This window comes from Streptococcus sp. HF-1907 (genome assembly GCF_015594605.1).
GTDB lineage: Bacteria > Bacillota > Bacilli > Lactobacillales > Streptococcaceae > Streptococcus.
Window position 1 is genome coordinate 1 of record NZ_JADNQT010000005.1, and the last position, 15,519, is coordinate 15,519.

14 protein-coding genes, 1 tRNA gene and 4 pseudogenes are annotated in these 15,519 nt (G+C 40.4%); 7 read left to right on the top strand and 12 right to left on the bottom strand.

Features of this window, described 5'->3' with window-relative positions; genetic code table 11:
* Nucleotides 1–104, bottom strand: a pseudogene (locus tag IYQ92_RS04220) (IS982 family transposase); the annotation flags it as partial.
* A 238-nt stretch (nt 105–342) separates the two neighbouring features.
* Here IYQ92_RS04220 and IYQ92_RS04225 point away from each other — a divergent pair.
* The 5 genes and pseudogenes from IYQ92_RS04225 (at nt 343) to IYQ92_RS04240 (ending at nt 3,387) form a co-directional block, all read left to right on the top strand.
* Nucleotides 343–1,079 (top strand): annotated as a pseudogene (locus tag IYQ92_RS04225) (HaeIII family restriction endonuclease).
* Nucleotides 1,080–1,095: 16 nt separating this feature from the next.
* Nucleotides 1,096–1,251, top strand: a pseudogene (locus IYQ92_RS10695) (HaeIII family restriction endonuclease); the annotation flags it as partial.
* Between the two features lie 28 nt (nt 1,252–1,279).
* Entirely contained in the window at nt 1,280–1,774 is a 495-nt protein-coding gene (locus IYQ92_RS04230; RefSeq protein WP_195675494.1) for a GNAT family N-acetyltransferase, read from the top strand.
* Nucleotides 1,764–3,032 (top strand): replication-associated recombination protein A, encoded by a 1,269-nt coding sequence (locus IYQ92_RS04235; protein WP_195675495.1) that lies wholly within the window; start codon nt 1,764–1,766, stop codon nt 3,030–3,032. The genes IYQ92_RS04230 and IYQ92_RS04235 overlap by 11 nt, the downstream gene beginning before the upstream one ends.
* Before the next feature lie 282 nt (nt 3,033–3,314).
* Nucleotides 3,315–3,387: transfer RNA gene (locus IYQ92_RS04240), tRNA-Lys, on the top strand.
* A gap of 47 nt (nt 3,388–3,434) precedes the next feature.
* Here IYQ92_RS04240 and IYQ92_RS04245 read toward each other — a convergent pair.
* From IYQ92_RS04245 to IYQ92_RS04265, 6 genes and pseudogenes are all read right to left on the bottom strand, one after another.
* A pseudogene (locus IYQ92_RS04245) lies at nt 3,435–4,295 on the bottom strand (site-specific integrase); the annotation flags it as partial.
* A 26-nt stretch (nt 4,296–4,321) separates the two neighbouring features.
* The gene (locus tag IYQ92_RS10490) at nt 4,322–4,444 is read right to left on the bottom strand and encodes a hypothetical protein (protein ID WP_267490038.1); all 123 of its coding nucleotides are present in this window, start codon (nt 4,442–4,444) and stop codon (nt 4,322–4,324) included.
* A 100-nt stretch (nt 4,445–4,544) separates the two neighbouring features.
* Nucleotides 4,545–6,647: an LPXTG cell wall anchor domain-containing protein gene (locus IYQ92_RS04250; RefSeq protein WP_195675496.1), complete on the bottom strand. Its 2,103-nt coding sequence runs from the start codon at nt 6,645–6,647 to the stop codon at nt 4,545–4,547.
* Between the two features lie 93 nt (nt 6,648–6,740).
* Entirely contained in the window at nt 6,741–7,223 is a 483-nt protein-coding gene (locus IYQ92_RS04255) for a hypothetical protein (protein WP_195675497.1), read from the bottom strand.
* A 139-nt stretch (nt 7,224–7,362) separates the two neighbouring features.
* Complete coding sequence (locus IYQ92_RS04260) at nt 7,363–7,716, bottom strand: LPXTG cell wall anchor domain-containing protein (protein ID WP_195675498.1); 354 nt, start codon at nt 7,714–7,716, stop codon at nt 7,363–7,365.
* The gene (locus IYQ92_RS04265; RefSeq protein WP_195675499.1) at nt 7,679–8,005 is read right to left on the bottom strand and encodes a plasmid mobilization protein; all 327 of its coding nucleotides are present in this window, start codon (nt 8,003–8,005) and stop codon (nt 7,679–7,681) included. Before IYQ92_RS04265 ends, IYQ92_RS04260 begins: the two co-directional genes overlap by 38 nt.
* A 367-nt stretch (nt 8,006–8,372) precedes the next feature.
* Between IYQ92_RS04265 and IYQ92_RS04270 the strand changes: the two genes are divergently transcribed.
* Entirely contained in the window at nt 8,373–9,113 is a 741-nt protein-coding gene (locus tag IYQ92_RS04270) for a TraX family protein (RefSeq protein ID WP_195675500.1), read from the top strand.
* Nucleotides 9,114–9,684: 571 nt separating this feature from the next.
* Here IYQ92_RS04270 and IYQ92_RS04275 read toward each other — a convergent pair.
* The 5 genes from IYQ92_RS04275 to IYQ92_RS04295 form a co-directional block, all read right to left on the bottom strand.
* Complete coding sequence (locus IYQ92_RS04275; protein ID WP_195675501.1) at nt 9,685–10,065, bottom strand: hypothetical protein; 381 nt, start codon at nt 10,063–10,065, stop codon at nt 9,685–9,687.
* 291 nt (nt 10,066–10,356) lie between these two features.
* Nucleotides 10,357–10,743, bottom strand: coding sequence for a DUF956 family protein (locus tag IYQ92_RS04280; protein WP_195675502.1), 387 nt, complete (start codon nt 10,741–10,743; stop codon nt 10,357–10,359).
* A gap of 12 nt (nt 10,744–10,755) precedes the next feature.
* A complete protein-coding gene (locus IYQ92_RS04285; protein WP_195675503.1) occupies nt 10,756–11,670 on the bottom strand; it encodes a PTS system mannose/fructose/sorbose family transporter subunit IID in 915 nt (304 codons plus the stop codon).
* Nucleotides 11,671–11,685: 15 nt separating this feature from the next.
* On the bottom strand, nt 11,686–12,486 hold the full coding sequence (locus tag IYQ92_RS04290) for a PTS mannose/fructose/sorbose transporter subunit IIC (RefSeq protein WP_195675504.1): 801 nt from the start codon (nt 12,484–12,486) through the stop codon (nt 11,686–11,688).
* A 17-nt stretch (nt 12,487–12,503) separates the two neighbouring features.
* Nucleotides 12,504–13,514: a PTS sugar transporter subunit IIB gene (locus tag IYQ92_RS04295; RefSeq protein WP_195675505.1), complete on the bottom strand. Its 1,011-nt coding sequence runs from the start codon at nt 13,512–13,514 to the stop codon at nt 12,504–12,506.
* A 418-nt stretch (nt 13,515–13,932) separates the two neighbouring features.
* Here IYQ92_RS04295 and IYQ92_RS04300 point away from each other — a divergent pair, with 418 nt between their 5' ends.
* Entirely contained in the window at nt 13,933–15,516 is a 1,584-nt protein-coding gene (locus IYQ92_RS04300; protein ID WP_195675506.1) for an ABC transporter permease, read from the top strand.
* Nucleotides 15,517–15,519: the final 3 nt, after the last annotated feature.

Consider the following 15,519-nt stretch of genomic DNA (forward strand, 5'->3'; position numbering starts at 1 on the left):
GATTCAGGACAATAATCACGATATAGCTGATGGCAAAGTTTTGATAATTGCTTGATATTCCATTGTAAGTGATGGGGTTTTGCGGTATACTGTAAGTAGCTCATTAGGACGTCCTCTCTGTTTGTTTGGTCACTTACAGTATAGTCCTTTTGGGCTTTTTATGGTATTTTGAAATTAACTAGCACCACGGGTAAATAAAATCTTTTTTCTCTTTTATAGTCATCAATCTTCTCTATCTTTACTTAGGATGTTAACATTATAACAAAAAGGCTTCACTTCATCTTGGCCAGTGTTAGCATTTGTGAGATAATGAAAGATATTTGACGAAGGGAAAGTAATACGATGCCAACTCAAGTAACATTTGGAAAAGGATTTGAATACGCCTGCTTAATAACATATTACAACAAACTTAAATCTCTAGGAACGAATGTTTTTATTAACAATAACACAGCCGTTGAAACAGTGGAGTACTTCTTCTCACAATTAGATGATGATAGCCAAAAACGATTACTGATTGCTGCAGATGTCAGTGTTAAAACACTTATCAATGCTGAACCAAACCTTAGTCACGGTGATGAAAACATTGAACTCACTATCCTAAAAGATAAAAGTGGGGCAGACGGAGATGTTCGGGATATTATATTTTTGAAAAATCAAACCGGTTGGGAAATTGGTATCTCATGCAAACATAATCACCACGCCTTAAAACACTCTCGTCTATCAAAAACTATCGATTTTGGTCAAAAATGGTTTGGAATCCCTGTTTCACAAACTTACTATGACAACATCAGTGGTCGCTTTTTGAGGATAAAGAGAAAGAAGTGTACCAACCTCTTCTGGACACCTTTCGCCAAGAATTATTGAAGCTAACACAGGCAAATGATAACATCACTCTAAAACTTGTAGAATACTTATTAGGACGAGCAGACTTTTATAAAATTATCGCTAAAGAAAAAGAAGAAAAAACTGTTGTTCAATCTTTCAATATTCATAATACTTTGTCGCAACCCTATCAAAGAAATAAGGCACGTTCAAAGACCAAAGATTTTTCTAATATACTCCCAACAACTATTTTTTGACTAAAAACCTGACTCCAAAAATACACTTATCCTTGTCATGGATAACGGATGGACTATCAGTTTTCGCATTCACAATGCCTCCTCACGAATCGAACCTTCACTAAAATTCGATATTCAGCTGATCGGTTTCCCCTCCGCTATCACTAATATTGAACACTACTGGGAAGACTAAATTCTATCACACTTGCAAAGGAAATCCTATGATTATACGACCAATCACCAGCGATGACATTGATGCCGTCGTTACTCTTGAAAATAGCGTTTGGAACGAGACCAATACTCCTGCTCCCCTGCCCGTCGCCAACCCCGACAAAATCACTCGCAATCTCCAGATTGGCACACAGATGCTGGTGGCTGAGCATGAGGGACAACTAGTTGGCGTGCTTGATTACCAGCCCCGTTACCCATTTGCCAGCGGCAGCCATGTGGTCACTTTCGGCATCGCCGTCAAAGATGGCATGCGAGGGCTAGGTGTGGGGCGCCAGCTTATGGCGCAATTCCTGACCAACGCAAAAGACGAGGACTATAAGAAAGTCGTGCTCAACGTCTTGGGGTCAAACCCCAAAGCCATCGCTTTTTATGAGAAGTTGGGCTTTGTCCAAGAAGCCTGCCTCAAGAATGAATTTTATCTGGGCGGTCGCTACGTAGATGGACTCAACTACAGTCTGACCTTGGAGGACGCCAATGCAAAATAACCTAGCCCTCCGCATGCGACCAAAGACCATCGACCAAGTCATCGGGCAGAGCCATCTAGTCGGCGAGGGGAAAATCATCCGTCGCATGGTGGAAGCTAATATGCTGTCGTCTATGATTCTCTACGGACCACCTGGGATTGGAAAGACCTCTATCGCATCAGCCATCGCGGGCACGACCAAATTTGCCTTTCGTACCTTCAACGCCACCACCGATACCAAAAAACGCCTGCAAGAAATCGCCGAAGAAGCCAAATTCTCTGGTGGACTGGTTCTGCTCCTTGATGAAATTCATCGCCTAGACAAGAGTAAACAAGATTTTCTGCTCCCACTTCTAGAGAATGGCAACATTATCATGATTGGGGCGACGACTGAAAATCCTTTTTTCTCAGTCACACCAGCCATCCGTTCTCGAGTTCAGATTTTTGAGCTGGAGCCTCTGTCTAATGAGGATATCAAGAAAGCTATTGAGATTGCTATTTCCGATAAGGAACGTGGGTTTGATTTTGAGGTTATCCTTGACGCTGACGCTCTTGATTTTATCGCGACAGCTACCAACGGAGACCTGCGTTCAGCCTATAATTCGCTGGACCTAGCCGTTATGTCCACTCCTGCATCTGAGGATGGCTCTAGACACATTAGTCTGAACACCGTGGAAAACTCTTTGCAGCGCAGCTACATTACCATGGATAAGGACGGCGATGGGCACTACGATGTGTTATCGGCTCTCCAAAAGTCCATCCGTGGCTCTGATGTCAATGCTAGCCTGCATTATGCCGCTCGCTTGGTGGAGGCTGGTGACTTGCCTAGTCTAGCGCGCCGTCTGACGGTTATCGCCTACGAGGATATTGGTCTCGCCAACCCCGACGCCCAGATTCACACCGTGACCGCCCTTGAGGCTGCCAAAAGTATTGGCTTTCCTGAGGCTCGCATTTTGATTGCCAATGTGGTCGTTGATTTGGCGCTCTCCCCTAAGTCCAACTCAGCTTATGTGGCTATGGACAAAGCTATCGCTGACCTTCATAAGAGCGGAACGCTACCAATTCCACGCCATTTACGAGACGGCCACTACTCCGGAAGCAAGGAGCTGGGCAACGCACAAGATTATAAATACCCCCACGCCTATCCTGAAAAATGGGTCAAACAACAATACCTACCTGACAAATTAGTTGGAAAAAACTACTTTGACCCAAATGACACCGGAAAATATGAACGCGCCTTGGGAGCTAATAAAGAGCGAATTGATAGGCTTTCTCAGTAAATTTCATAAGCGATTTTCGCAAACGATTTCAAAAAATCAGATTTCCCTCTTGAAATTTTTCTAGAAAGTGGTATTATAAGTACATAGAAAGATTGCTGTGGCATACGAATTCATATCTAAGTGTTGACCGACTATTTCTTTGTATTTTCGGGAAACAAAAGTCTTTCTCCAGTATGCAAGCCGTCTCACACGGAAGCGACTGTAGGAGAAGCGAGTTGCCCACCTGCTTAATCGTGCGGGTTCAATACAAAACATGAATCACGGTGCCAATACAGCTTACTTGCCTCCTTAGCTCAGTTGGTAGAGCAGTGGACTCTTAATCCATGGGTCACAGGTTCGAGCCCTGTAGGGGGCATGCTATAATCTTACTAGAAAGCCTTATTTATAGGGCTTTTTTTAGTGCTATTTTTCTATTTGTCCGCCACTTTGTCCACCGTAAGTTTTTTCCTTCTCAAACCACTCATTTTTGGTTTCATCTAGTAAATGTATATATATACTTCTTAACATACTAGTATCTTTGTGACCAAACCATCTAGCAAGGACTTCTAACGGTACTCCTTCCTGTACTTTTACTGAACCGTAAGTATGTCTAGCACCATAAGCAGTTATGATTGGTTCAATATCAAGCTCTTTGATAATCTTTTTAACTTTCTTATTAACCGTTGATTCATCAGGTACATTCCATTTTGCCCCTGCCTGATAAAAAACAAAATCATTGCTATTTTTTACTCCTAACAACTTACAAACCGCTTCTTGTTGCTTTTTCAACTTCAATAGTGTTTGCTTCACTTCTAAATCAAAAGGAACGTATCTCACAGATGGATTCTGTTGGTTCAGTTTCTTATAGTAATGATCATTTTTAGGAGCAACCACTCTATGATGAACCGAATCCCACCGACTATGACTATAAATTTCCTGATGCTCAAAATCAACATCTTTCCAATTCAAAGATAAAGCTTCCGCTGGTCTAAACCCACACTTAAACAGAATAAAGACTACAAAATCAACCACCGACTTTCGATAGTCCATAAATAACATTAAATAGTCAATCACTCTATCATAATCAGCCCTGCTTTTTAAATATTTTAGATCAATATCTTTAGGTAATTTTTTAGAATTAAGTCTAACATTCATGACAAAACGATCATCAATCATCAACTTATCAGCTTTCGCAAACTCCAAAGCTTTTTTGATATTGGCATTTATCCGACCAAGTTCATTAATTTCATAAGATTGACCATACCAATTAATAAAGGACTGGTAACATAATCATTTTCAAGCTCTATCCATTATTTAGTTATATTATCCCAAACTTTTACATTAACCTCATTGTTACCTGTAGGGTCTTCTGTAAAAATCTTAAAATCTTGTTTGTCGCTGTTAGAAAAACGAGCGACATTTTTAGGATTCAACTAAACTTTCTCCTTTATTCATTTTGTTATTAAAACTTCACGTCAACATAGTTAAAATCACCTCAACATTTGTCAAGGTGATTCTCTATATTGATTATGATTAATACATTTTACGACGTGCACCAGCAAGACCAATTAACGCCATTGCCATACCCGTTAAAACAACTGCTACGGATGTTGAATCGCCTGTTTGTGGAAGAAGTGCTTGATAAGCCTTCTTGTCAGCCGTTTTCGCTATAACTTTCGCTGCTGCCTTAGTTACAACTTTATTATTTGAGCGATTCACCATCGGTTTAGCTGTCGTTGAAGAAGCCTTACCGTCAACGTAACCCACAACAGTACCTGTTTCATCAACTACAGCAACAGGTGTTCCACCTTTAGCTTGAATCGTTGCTAAGTCAGATTGTAATTTTACTTGACGATTAGCTTCAGCTTGGGCAACTTGATAAGCCTGATAAGCAGCTAAAACAGTCTCATAATGTTTTGCTGTATCTGCTTGTGTTGCTCTTAAAGCATCTAATTTAGCTAATTCTGCCTCTAGTGTTGCTTTTGCGACCGCTAATTTAGCTTGAGCATCGGCTAAAGTAGCATTGGCTTGCTTAAGTGCTATTGGTGCATTTTGGTAAGCTAGTACTTTAGCTTGGGTAACTTTCAAGGTTTGTTCACTAGCAACCACTTTAGCTTGGGCTTTGGTCATATTAACTTGGGCTTCAGCTAAAATTTGTTTCAACGCAGCTAAATCAGATTGGGCTTTCGCTAAATTAGCATTAGCCACTCTCTCATCACCTTGTTTAGCTACCAAATCGGCCTTCGCTCGGTCAAGAACGGCTTGCTTTTCTCGAACTGTTTCACTGATATTAGCAAGTGCTTGAGTTACTTCTGCCAACGCTTGTTGATCTTTCGCTAAAGTATCTTGAGCTTCTGCCAAACGAACTTGCGCTTGTGATGTTTCAGCTGGTGTTGCTTGTAAATTAGCTAAGCGTGTTTTAGCTGTTGCCAACGTAGCTTGCGCTTGATCAAGTTTTGCTCGAGTCGTAGCTAAATCTTTTTGAGCAACTGTTTGATTAGCTTGCGCTTGCGTTACTTTTTCTTGAGCTTCAGCAACCGCAGCTTTTAGTAGAACTAGCTTATCTTGATGAGCTTCCGCTTCACGTTTAGCAGCTTCCACATCATTTTGTGCTTTAGTTAAAGCCTGTTGAGCTTTTGCTAAAGTATCTTGAGTTTGGTTTGCCATCGCTTGAGCATTTGATGTATGCTCAGGAACTGCTTTAGCATTCGCAACCATCACTTGCGCTTGGATAACTTGATGTTTGGCTTCATTCTCACTATGTTGCGCAACTGCTAGAGCTGTTTTCGCAGCATCACTATTTGGAAATGAAATTCTAAAGAATGGCGCAACAACTCCTTGACGGTCAATTGGATCTGTACTTTGTTCATTCCATAAACTGTTTACTGAGTACCAACCTTCCGTATAACGATGGTAAGGATCATAAACATAAGTTTGACCATTTGAGAAGTCTTTCAAAACAATTTCATGGGTACTACCATCATACCATGGAGAGAATTTGTTTTGTTGAACAGCTGCTACTACAAAATGACCATCTTGTAGAGCATTTGTTAACTCTTGCTGAGAATTGAGTGGTTTAGCTTGTAATCCGTAGGCACCTACCGTTTGTTGCAAACCAGTTGAACTCGTTCCTTTGAAGAGTTTATTGAACTGATTAGTATTATTGTATAACCAACGTCCAACTTCTGATGGTGTAACGGTACGTCCTAACATCGTTGAGAAAACCATTGCCAAAGATGATGGCACACAACCTGTAGCCGCAAATGACCCTAAGCCCCAGCTTCCTTGCCACTGTCTATCTAATTGATTATAGTACACTACATTTTTATGAAAAATGTTTGGATTGGCTTGCTGATAAGCAGTTGTTGCTTGGTTCAAGGTTGCCATCGCACGCTGCTCTTCTTCTTGTGCTTTAGCTAACTTTGCTTCCGCTAACTGTTGATCACTTTTTGTTGCCGTTGCTTGTGACTGGTTAACAGTTTCTTGAGCTTTATCTGTTGACGATTGTTGAGCAGTTACTGCTTCTGTTGCCGAATTAATTTCTTCAGCACGACGTGCATCTGACTCTTTCGCACTTTCGACAGCTCTTGCCGCATCATCTACAGCAATTTGAGCAGTTGCTACTTGGTCTTTCAAGTCTGATTGTTGTGCAGCTAATTTTCCTTCACTTTGATTAGCAAGGTCTTCTTTAGCTTGATCAACAGCAACTTGTGACTCTTTAACAGCTTCTTATGCTTGTATCGCTGTCGCTTGTGCTTGAGCAGTCTGATTAGTTTGTTGATCAACCGCTGATTGAATATCACTAGTAGCTTGTTCCGTTGTTGCTAGATCCGTTTTAGCTTGATTAACAGCAGCTTGTGACTCTTTAACAGCTTCTTGGGCTTTAGCCATACTAACTTCTGCTTCTTTTGCTGTTTGTTGCGCAATCGTTGCTGTTGCCTGTGCTTGAACAACTATTGTCGCTGTTGTTGCTACAGCAGTTTTAGCATCCGCTACAACAGCTTCTTGGGCTGTCACCGATTGATTAGCTACTGTTGCTGCTGATTTAGCTGTTACAACTTCTTCAGCTGTTGGTACAGCAGGCGTTTCTGTTTTTTGAACAGGTGCCTTCACTGCTTCATCTGCTTGTGTAACATCATCTGCATGAGCAACACCTGTCATCACAGTCGCCACCACGGCAACTCCACTAACCAATAATTTCTTTTTATCCATATCTTCAAAATCTCATTTCTATATCATCTAATTCAATAGATGAAATCTTTATCTTATTTTATCACACCTCGAATACTTTAGTCCAACAATTTAAGTGAGCTTTTCGAACATTTTTAAGCGCTCATTCCACTAATTAACCTTACTGACGTTCTTCACGCTGTTTGAAACCAAAAAGACCAGCAACCAGCAAGCCTAATCCAACAAACATTGAAGTATAAGACGTCTTATCTCCTGTACGAGGAAGCATCGGTGCTTTTGGTGCTGCTTTAGCGATAGTTGATGTTGATGTTGGTGTAGGCGTAGGCGTAGATGTGGGGTTAGCTGGTTCTGGTGTATGCGTTACAACTTTATTTGATAGAACAGCATTACCATTAACAAATAAAGTGTATTCGTTATATACATCTCCAGCAGCAATACGTTTCACATGGACATCAACAGCTGCACCAAACGCTTGATCACGAGTACAATACTTGTACCAATTGAGAAGTTTCACCAGCTTTAATGCTTACTGTTTTGTTGACCGTAACTTCTTTGTTAATGGCATCATTAGCACGTAACTGTTCATTTAAAATAGATATGATATCACTAGCGATATCATATCTGCTATCATCTTTGCTATCATCTTCTTTGGTAGTGCTATCACTTGTTTTCTCATTTTCAAAGATACAATTCTTAATGAACTGATTCACTGAAATATTTCTACTTCGGGCTTTTTCAGATATAGCCTCTTCCTCTTCTTTCGTAACTCGAAAAATAACTTGTACCATTTTGTTATCACTCATAGTATCACCTTGCTATCAATATTGATATCACCATGTTATCACAATTTAAACAATCTATCCATACAAATGAAAATAGAGACTGGGACAAAAGTCTAACCTTAAATATAAAAAGCAAACAAAACGGAGTTATCTGACACTCAGAAGTCTGTCTTGTTCACTTTTTTGTCTAATCTATCAATTTTAAAAGTTTATAATAAAGAATTCCTAAAATCAAAATCTTTTTGTCCCAGCCTCGTTCAGTCTTATTTGTCAAGAAAAAATCAGAAGTATTTATCGATGAGGTAAAAAGGTGAAATTCCAACTTACAAAATTGTAAGAAAAAAAGAACCTCTTTCTTGTATCATAGGAAAGGAAAAAGGAGGATCCTATGAAAAAAATAATTGACAATAGCAGTTTGAAACTGCTTGCTATGCTTGCCATGCTGATTGACCATATCGCCTGGGTATCTTTTCCACTGGCTACCAATATGAATATTCTCTCTCCTAACTGGCCGGCCAATAGTATGCACATAATAGGCCGCCTGGCTTTTCCAGTCTTTGCCTTTTGTATCGCGGAAGGATATCGGCACAGTCATGATGTGAGCAAGTATATGAGACGATTAGGGCTGCTGGCTCTTATCAGTATCATCCCTTTCTCTCTGATGGGCTGGGTTACTGGTCTTGGCTTTATCATGCAAAATACGGTTGTTACTCTCTTTTTGGGGCTCTGTGCTCTTTATTACAGTGATCAGCAAACAGCAACCTGGAGAAAAGTTCTAATTATTCTACTCTGTTTTACTCTGTCCATTATCGCTGACGGCGGACTGACGGGAGGAGTTTTTGGTATCTATGCCTTTGCAAAGATTAAAGACCCAATCTTCCGAAAAATTGGCGGTGTCTTGGTACTGAACAGTGTGCAAATCCTAATTTTGGCCTTCAATTTCTCCTATCATGGTCTGGCTGATCTGGCTGCCACCTGTCTTCTGTTTCTCCTCGTGACCTCTTTCTACAACGGTCAAAAAGGGGCCAATATTGGAAAAGTATTTTACTGGTTTTACCCCCTTCATTTGCTCGCCCTGTCTCTGTTTCGAATTGCCTTTCTCTTATTTCTAAAGAGTCTGGGACAATAGTCTCTTTGCTACAAAAAAGAGTTTGGGACAAAAATATTTCAATTTTTAAAAATCTTAATTATTAAGCCCTTCAAATCTATAATTAAATGCGAAAAGCGAACAAAACGGAGTTATCTGACACTCAGAAGTCTATCTTGTTCACTTTTTTGTCTAATCTATCGATTTTAAAAGTTTATAATAAAGAATTCCTAAAATCAAAATCTTTTTGTCCCAGCCTCTATTCTTTTTGACGAGATAAATTATGGTTATAATTGCGATAACAATATTCAGTCCAACATGTAATAATTTATAAAATTCATTCAAGACGGTTAACCATTTCAATATCTCATTAATGATAATGTAAAACATATTTATGTATGCTCCTTTATTTTTTTCGAGAAATTTGAGGTCTCTCTTATATTATTCCTTTTTGAATTTTTAAATCGGGCTCTGTGAAGATTTTTTTTAATTTTTCTGACTCAAATAACTAAAAGAACCTTACAACCACAAAAGGCTGCAAGGCTCTTTAATTATTATCTACTTTAAATTCCAAAAACAGTATCACGATTTATCAATTAAATGCCCAACCATTTTATAACTCGTTTAATAGTACAATTACAACTGCATTTGCTTCAAATGCTGAACGCATATTGAAGCCCCAACGGTCGCCAAAGAGTTTTGCTCCGTCGCCCTCATAAACTACTGCGCTACGAGAAATAGAAATCTCTGCTTGCTTCCCTGCTTCGCTATTAGCGATATTTACCGCTTTTCTATATTGCTCATCATCTATCTGACCTCCTGTTTTAATATCATCTAGCAACTCTAAAAACTTCTCAGGTTCACTAAACAAAATAATGTTTTCAAAAGTTGGTGTAATATCATTGTCAATCATCACTGAGAGCATGATTTGCCAGTATCTGCTAGCTAAATTCTTGTAGTGGTCGCTTTCCCACTCGGACATAGATACAATCATATCTTTTACTTCAGTAGCGGATAGGTCACTAAACGGGTTATATAAACTTGTATTTGATATATCGGACTGATTGATTAGATATGCTTTTTTACTTTTATAGGGGAAATATTATCTTCTAATTCCTGTAATTCCATGCTATATTCTTCTTACTAAAAACCTAATGGTAAAAAGTCAAGTTTTTGCAGAAGAAAATTTGCTTATTTTTCTAAAAAAAGGGTGCAGTTCACACGCTTCGTAGGCTTTTAGTACAAAAAAGAGAGACCCCATCAGGATCTCTCAGTTGTTAAAAACTTATTTTTTCTTAACAATCAAGTTAGCAAGTTTTTTGAATCGTTGTTTAAAGACCGCTCCTACACTCTGTGCTTTTCTCATGTGTTCACGTGGAATACGTTGTTGCACAGCTCTTAATGTTCCACGGCTGTCACGACTAGCAAATCGTAAGATTCCATCTTGTTTGGTACGAATTTCAAAGCGTGGGATGTAGCGACCACCAAAGTAGTAATCAACAACGACATAGGTCACTTCTGTCCAAGGAATTTGGATGTAATCTTGCAATTTAGTATCATTGTAAAATTCAAAAGCCTTATCACCGACCATAATTTTGCCGTAAATAGGACCATTACGAAACCAAGTTCCTTTTGAAACGTGATCCATTTTTGTGTTTAGCGATTTAACCATGAATGTCTCCGATTAAAGCAAACCGATAACGTGTAGGACGATAGCTAAAACAAAGATACCAATGATAATAACGATTGGAGATACACGTTTTTTAAGGAGATACATACACAAGAATGTCAATCCAAGGGCAGCAAGACCTGGTACCAATTGGTTCAAGTTGTCTTGCAAAGTGGTTACTTTGTTGACATCAATTGAACGACCTGCAGCATATTGTGTAAAGGCTTCTTTAAGCCCCTTAACACCATCAGGAAGTTTGCTCCAATCGATGTAGGCACCATCTTGTTGTTTAACGGTAGATACGACTGGTGTAAAGTTAATAGATACCCAACGTTCAATGAGGGAACCGATAACGAACATCCCCATCATAGAAGCTCCGCGAGTGACTTGTTGGAGGAGGTTACCTGACAAGTCATCTGTGATGGCAGTACCAGCTTTATAACCAAATTCTTGAGTGTACCATTTAACAGCGGCAGCCAAGATGTTCCAAAGAACGAAGAAGAGGATTGGACCAAAGACATTTCCTGAAACGGCCAAACTTGCGCCTAGTGAAAGGAGGATTGGACGAAGAGTGAACCAGAAGAGGGGGTCACCAGCACCGGCAAGAGGTCCCATCATACCGACTTTGACCCCTGAAATGGCCGCATCATCGATGTCAGCACCGTTAGCTCTGTCTTCTTCAAGAGCCAAGGTTACACCAAAGATTGGGTTAGCCATGAATGGGTGAGTATTGAAGAATTCCAAGTGACGTTTCAAAGCGGCAGCTTGATCTTCTTTTTTACTGTAAAGTTTTTTAATAGCGGGGATTAAAGTGTAAGCTACCCCACCATTTTGCATACGTTCATAACTGAAAGAACTTAGAAGGAAATATGAACGTAAGAATGTTTTAACACGATCTGATTTTGTTAGTGTAATTTTTTTATCAGCCATTAGATTGCCTCCTTATTAAAAGTCTTCCAAAATGTCGCCAAGTGGGTCACCTGATCCACCACCATTTGAAGAACCGTTAGATCCGCTACCTTCAAGAGCAAGGAATAAAACTGCAAGGCAGACACCGATGATACCCAAACCAATCAAAGTCAATTGGTTAATGGCTGCAAAGGCAAAACCAAGGAAGAAGAATGGCCAAACTTCACGGCTAGACATCATGTTGATGACCATGGCATAACCAACGGCAACGACCATACCACCACCGATTGACATACCTGAAGTCAACCATTCTGGCATTGCTTCAAGTCCGCTACGAACAACATCAACAGGAATCATCATCAAAAGAAGAGCTGGGATAGCAACACGGAGTCCTTGAAGAGCCATACCGATAAAGTGCCATCTTTGGATACCTGCAAAGTCAGCTTCTTCAGCACGGCTATCCATGATGTGAGCAATAAAGACAGTTGCAGTACGAACAAGCATTGTAAGGGCAAGACCTGCAACGGCAAGAGGAACGGCAAGACCGATGGCAGTACCGATACCTTTAGAGCCTTGTCCACCAAGGATAAGGATAATAGCTGAAGCAACACCAGCAAGTGATGCATCGGGAGCCATTGCGGCACCAACGTTTGCCCAACCCATAGTGATAAGTTGAAGGCTACCACCTAGCATAACACCAAGTTCCAAGTTACCTGTTACCAAACCAATTAGCGAACAAGCTACGATTGGTTGGTAAGTTTCGATTTGGTCGTTAACTGAACTACATCCAACGATAAAGGCAATAATAACGACTAAAATGATTTGCATGACACTCATTTACGTTTCCTCCAAAATTATTCTTTTTCTGCTAGTTTCTTTTCAGCCAACTTAACAAGCTCATCAACATTTGCTGGGCTGTCGGCTGGAACACCACGGACGTCAAATTTGACACCTAGGCTCTGCAATTCTTTAATGGCATCAACGTCAGTTTGGTCAAATGATAGAGCCTTAGTGACATTGACTTTTCCTTCTTTGTAAGCAGATGAACCGAGGTTGATTGTTTTGACATCAACACCTGCTTTAATAGCTTCTAGAGCTGCTTCAACTGATTCGAAGAGGAGCATGGCACGGGTTGCACCAAAACGAGGGTCGTTATTAGCTTTAACCATATTTGCAATTGGAATAACATGAACCTTGACACCGCTTGGAGCTGCTTGCTTAATCATGTTTGTACGCAATTTGTCTTTGCAAACAGTATCAGAAACAACGATGATACGATCTGGACTAGTTGAGTGTGTCCAACCTGTAGCAACTTGTCCGTGAAGCAAACGAGTATCGACACGCGCTAGCACATATTCAATCTTGCCATCCCCAAGAACTGTTCCTTCTGGAATTGTTCCTTGTGGAGCTGCACTTTTAGCTGGAGCTGCTTCTGCTTGTGGTTGGTCTGGTGTTAATTCTTCAGGAAGCAATTTCACACCACCTTTAGATTCGTTGTAGATGTTTGCAACGACTTGTTCAACACCTGCATTTGCTGCCATCATGCGTTCTGTGTAAGCTTGAATAACCATTGGTAAGTTGAGACCTGTCATAATCACAATCTTACGGTCAGGATTTTCATCCTTCAAGCGACTTGCCTGGTTGAATGGTGAACCAGACCACAAGTCTGCAAGAATAAGAACCTCATCGTCAGCATCGAAAGCTGCAATAGCATCTTGAAAATGCTCGTAAAGATCATCAGGACCTTCATTAGGCATGAATGTCACCACTTGGACCTTTTCCTGATCGCCAAAGATCATCGATGCAGATTGATGAATGCCCTCAGCAAATTTACCATGGCTGGCAATAATAATACCAATACCCATTTGTTCTCCTCCTTTTCAATTTTCATTGACATAAATAAAGTAATCTCCATGACTGTCAGTCACCTTATTTATTGCAACGAACTTACTGGAACCGATTTCATTATAGTCCTTTCTTGTAAAAATGTCAATATCTTTCATAAATAAATTGTCAATTTTTGGAAAATTATAAGCAATCCGAGCCAATCCGCTTAATAACAAGGTTTGTCACAACCAAAATTCTGTCATTTTCTGTCATTTTCTATCAAAATTGACCAATTAATTACCCTAGCGCCAGCATTTCACATCATCATCCAATACAAATGCCATTCTTCGCTCAAAGAGACTTTCAGCAATCTTTAAGGCTTTTTTCAGTTCTGCTTAAGTCAAGAACAGTAAGATAGCAGTTGCTCAATCCTATTAGAAATAGAAGGTATATGCTATGAATTTTCTTAAGCGTGCCTGGTTGGTGACCATCGCCAAAAAAAGCCGAACATTGCTTTTAACTCTGGTGACCAGTGCCATTTTGATTTTTGTTTTGGCTGGGCTGACCATTAATAATGCAGCCAATACTGCCGTTAAAAATGCCAAAAGTCAAACTGGCGCAACTGTGACCTTGCAGGTCAGTCGTGACTACATGATGTCGCAGATGGAAAAGAACCGTGACTCAAGTAGCTCAAGTTCATCATCTAGCTCATCATCAACAACAGTTTCGACAACCATTCCACTAGCGACAGCTAAGAAAATTGCTGAGAAGGGTGGTGTCTCATCTTACCTCTTCACAGCAACAACAACTGTAAGTGCTGGTGACGGTATTTCAGCTATTTCAAGCTCGTCGTCATCTAGTTCGTCAAGTTCATCCGACTCTGATTCTGACAAGGGTGGTCAAGGTGGTCCGCAAATGGTGACGGGGGACTTTACCATCACTGGGGTCAATGCGACTGCTAATGTCTCTGAATTCACGTCTGGAACAAACAAAATCAGCAAAGGTACTGGTATCACCAACTCAACAGCTGACAACGAGGCTGTGATTTCATCCGACTTGGCAAAAGCAAATAGCCTTTCAGTGGGTAGCACTTTCAAGGTTAAGGCGACAGTCGATGGTACCGAAACAACCTACACTCTAAAAGTAGTTGGTATCTATAAGTCATCATCAACAGTAACCTCAGCTCAGTTGCAAAACAACGCCTCAAACCCACAAAACAACATCTACACCAACTTGACAACCGCTGACACCATGAAGGGCGAAACAGATACCCTTGACTCAGCAACTATCACTTTGTCAGACCCATCAAAACTCTCAAGCTTCGTCAAATCAGCTAAAAAATCAATCGACACAAGCAAATACTCAGTCACTTCAAGCGATGAGATTTACAAGCAAATGTTGCAACCTTTGAACAATATTTCTAAAATCTCTAAAAATATCGTGATTTTGGTGGCAATCGCTGGTGCTGTTATCTTAACCTTGATTATTATCCTAAGCGTTCGTGAACGTCGCTATGAGATTGGGGTTCTCATGAGCCTCGGGGAAAGTCGCATCAAGATTATCGGACAATTCTTCGCAGAGCTTTTCATCGTGACCCTCATTTCAATCGCTATCGCTTCTGCAGCAGGAAATGTGGTCGGAAATACCCTTGGTAACCAACTCCTATCATCAAGCTCAAGCACTACACAAACAACAAGCCAACAAAATGACGGTCCTGGAAATGGGCAAGGTGGTCCTGGTGGCGGTGGAGCTCCTGACCAAGATAATAACAGCGATGGTACAAGTTCAAGTAGCTCAGCTGATTCATCAAATACTAACAGTCAAAAACCAAGCGGTAAGGCTCCATCAGGTGGTGGCATGGGTGGTATGATGTCCATGACTAAATCGTCTAAGGAAATCGACAAACTCAATGTCAAATTATCAGTTGGTGACGTAGCAAAACTTGGCGGTATCGCCCTCATTATCTCATTTGTTTCAACGATTTTAGCAAGTATCGGTATCATCCGTATGAAACCAAAAGACATTCTGTCATCAAACTAGGAG

Excerpts from the sequence above, each read along its gene's own strand:
- IYQ92_RS04255 (WP_195675497.1), bottom strand. The coding sequence starts at position 7,223 with ATGGATAAAAAGAAATTATTGGTTAGTGGAGTTGCCGTGGTGGCGACT.
- IYQ92_RS04270 (WP_195675500.1), top strand. The coding sequence starts at position 8,373 with ATGAAAAAAATAATTGACAATAGCAGTTTGAAACTGCTTGCTATGCTT.
- IYQ92_RS04300 (WP_195675506.1), top strand. The coding sequence starts at position 13,933 with ATGAATTTTCTTAAGCGTGCCTGGTTGGTGACCATCGCCAAAAAAAGC.
- IYQ92_RS04275 (WP_195675501.1), bottom strand. The coding sequence starts at position 10,065 with ATGATTGTATCTATGTCCGAGTGGGAAAGCGACCACTACAAGAATTTA.
- IYQ92_RS04290 (WP_195675504.1), bottom strand. The coding sequence starts at position 12,486 with ATGAGTGTCATGCAAATCATTTTAGTCGTTATTATTGCCTTTATCGTT.
- IYQ92_RS04235 (WP_195675495.1), top strand. The coding sequence starts at position 1,764 with ATGCAAAATAACCTAGCCCTCCGCATGCGACCAAAGACCATCGACCAA.
- IYQ92_RS04285 (WP_195675503.1), bottom strand. The coding sequence starts at position 11,670 with ATGGCTGATAAAAAAATTACACTAACAAAATCAGATCGTGTTAAAACA.
- IYQ92_RS04280 (WP_195675502.1), bottom strand. The coding sequence starts at position 10,743 with ATGGTTAAATCGCTAAACACAAAAATGGATCACGTTTCAAAAGGAACT.
- IYQ92_RS04265 (WP_195675499.1), bottom strand. The coding sequence starts at position 8,005 with ATGAGTGATAACAAAATGGTACAAGTTATTTTTCGAGTTACGAAAGAA.
- IYQ92_RS04230 (WP_195675494.1), top strand. The coding sequence starts at position 1,280 with ATGATTATACGACCAATCACCAGCGATGACATTGATGCCGTCGTTACT.
- IYQ92_RS04295 (WP_195675505.1), bottom strand. The coding sequence starts at position 13,514 with ATGGGTATTGGTATTATTATTGCCAGCCATGGTAAATTTGCTGAGGGC.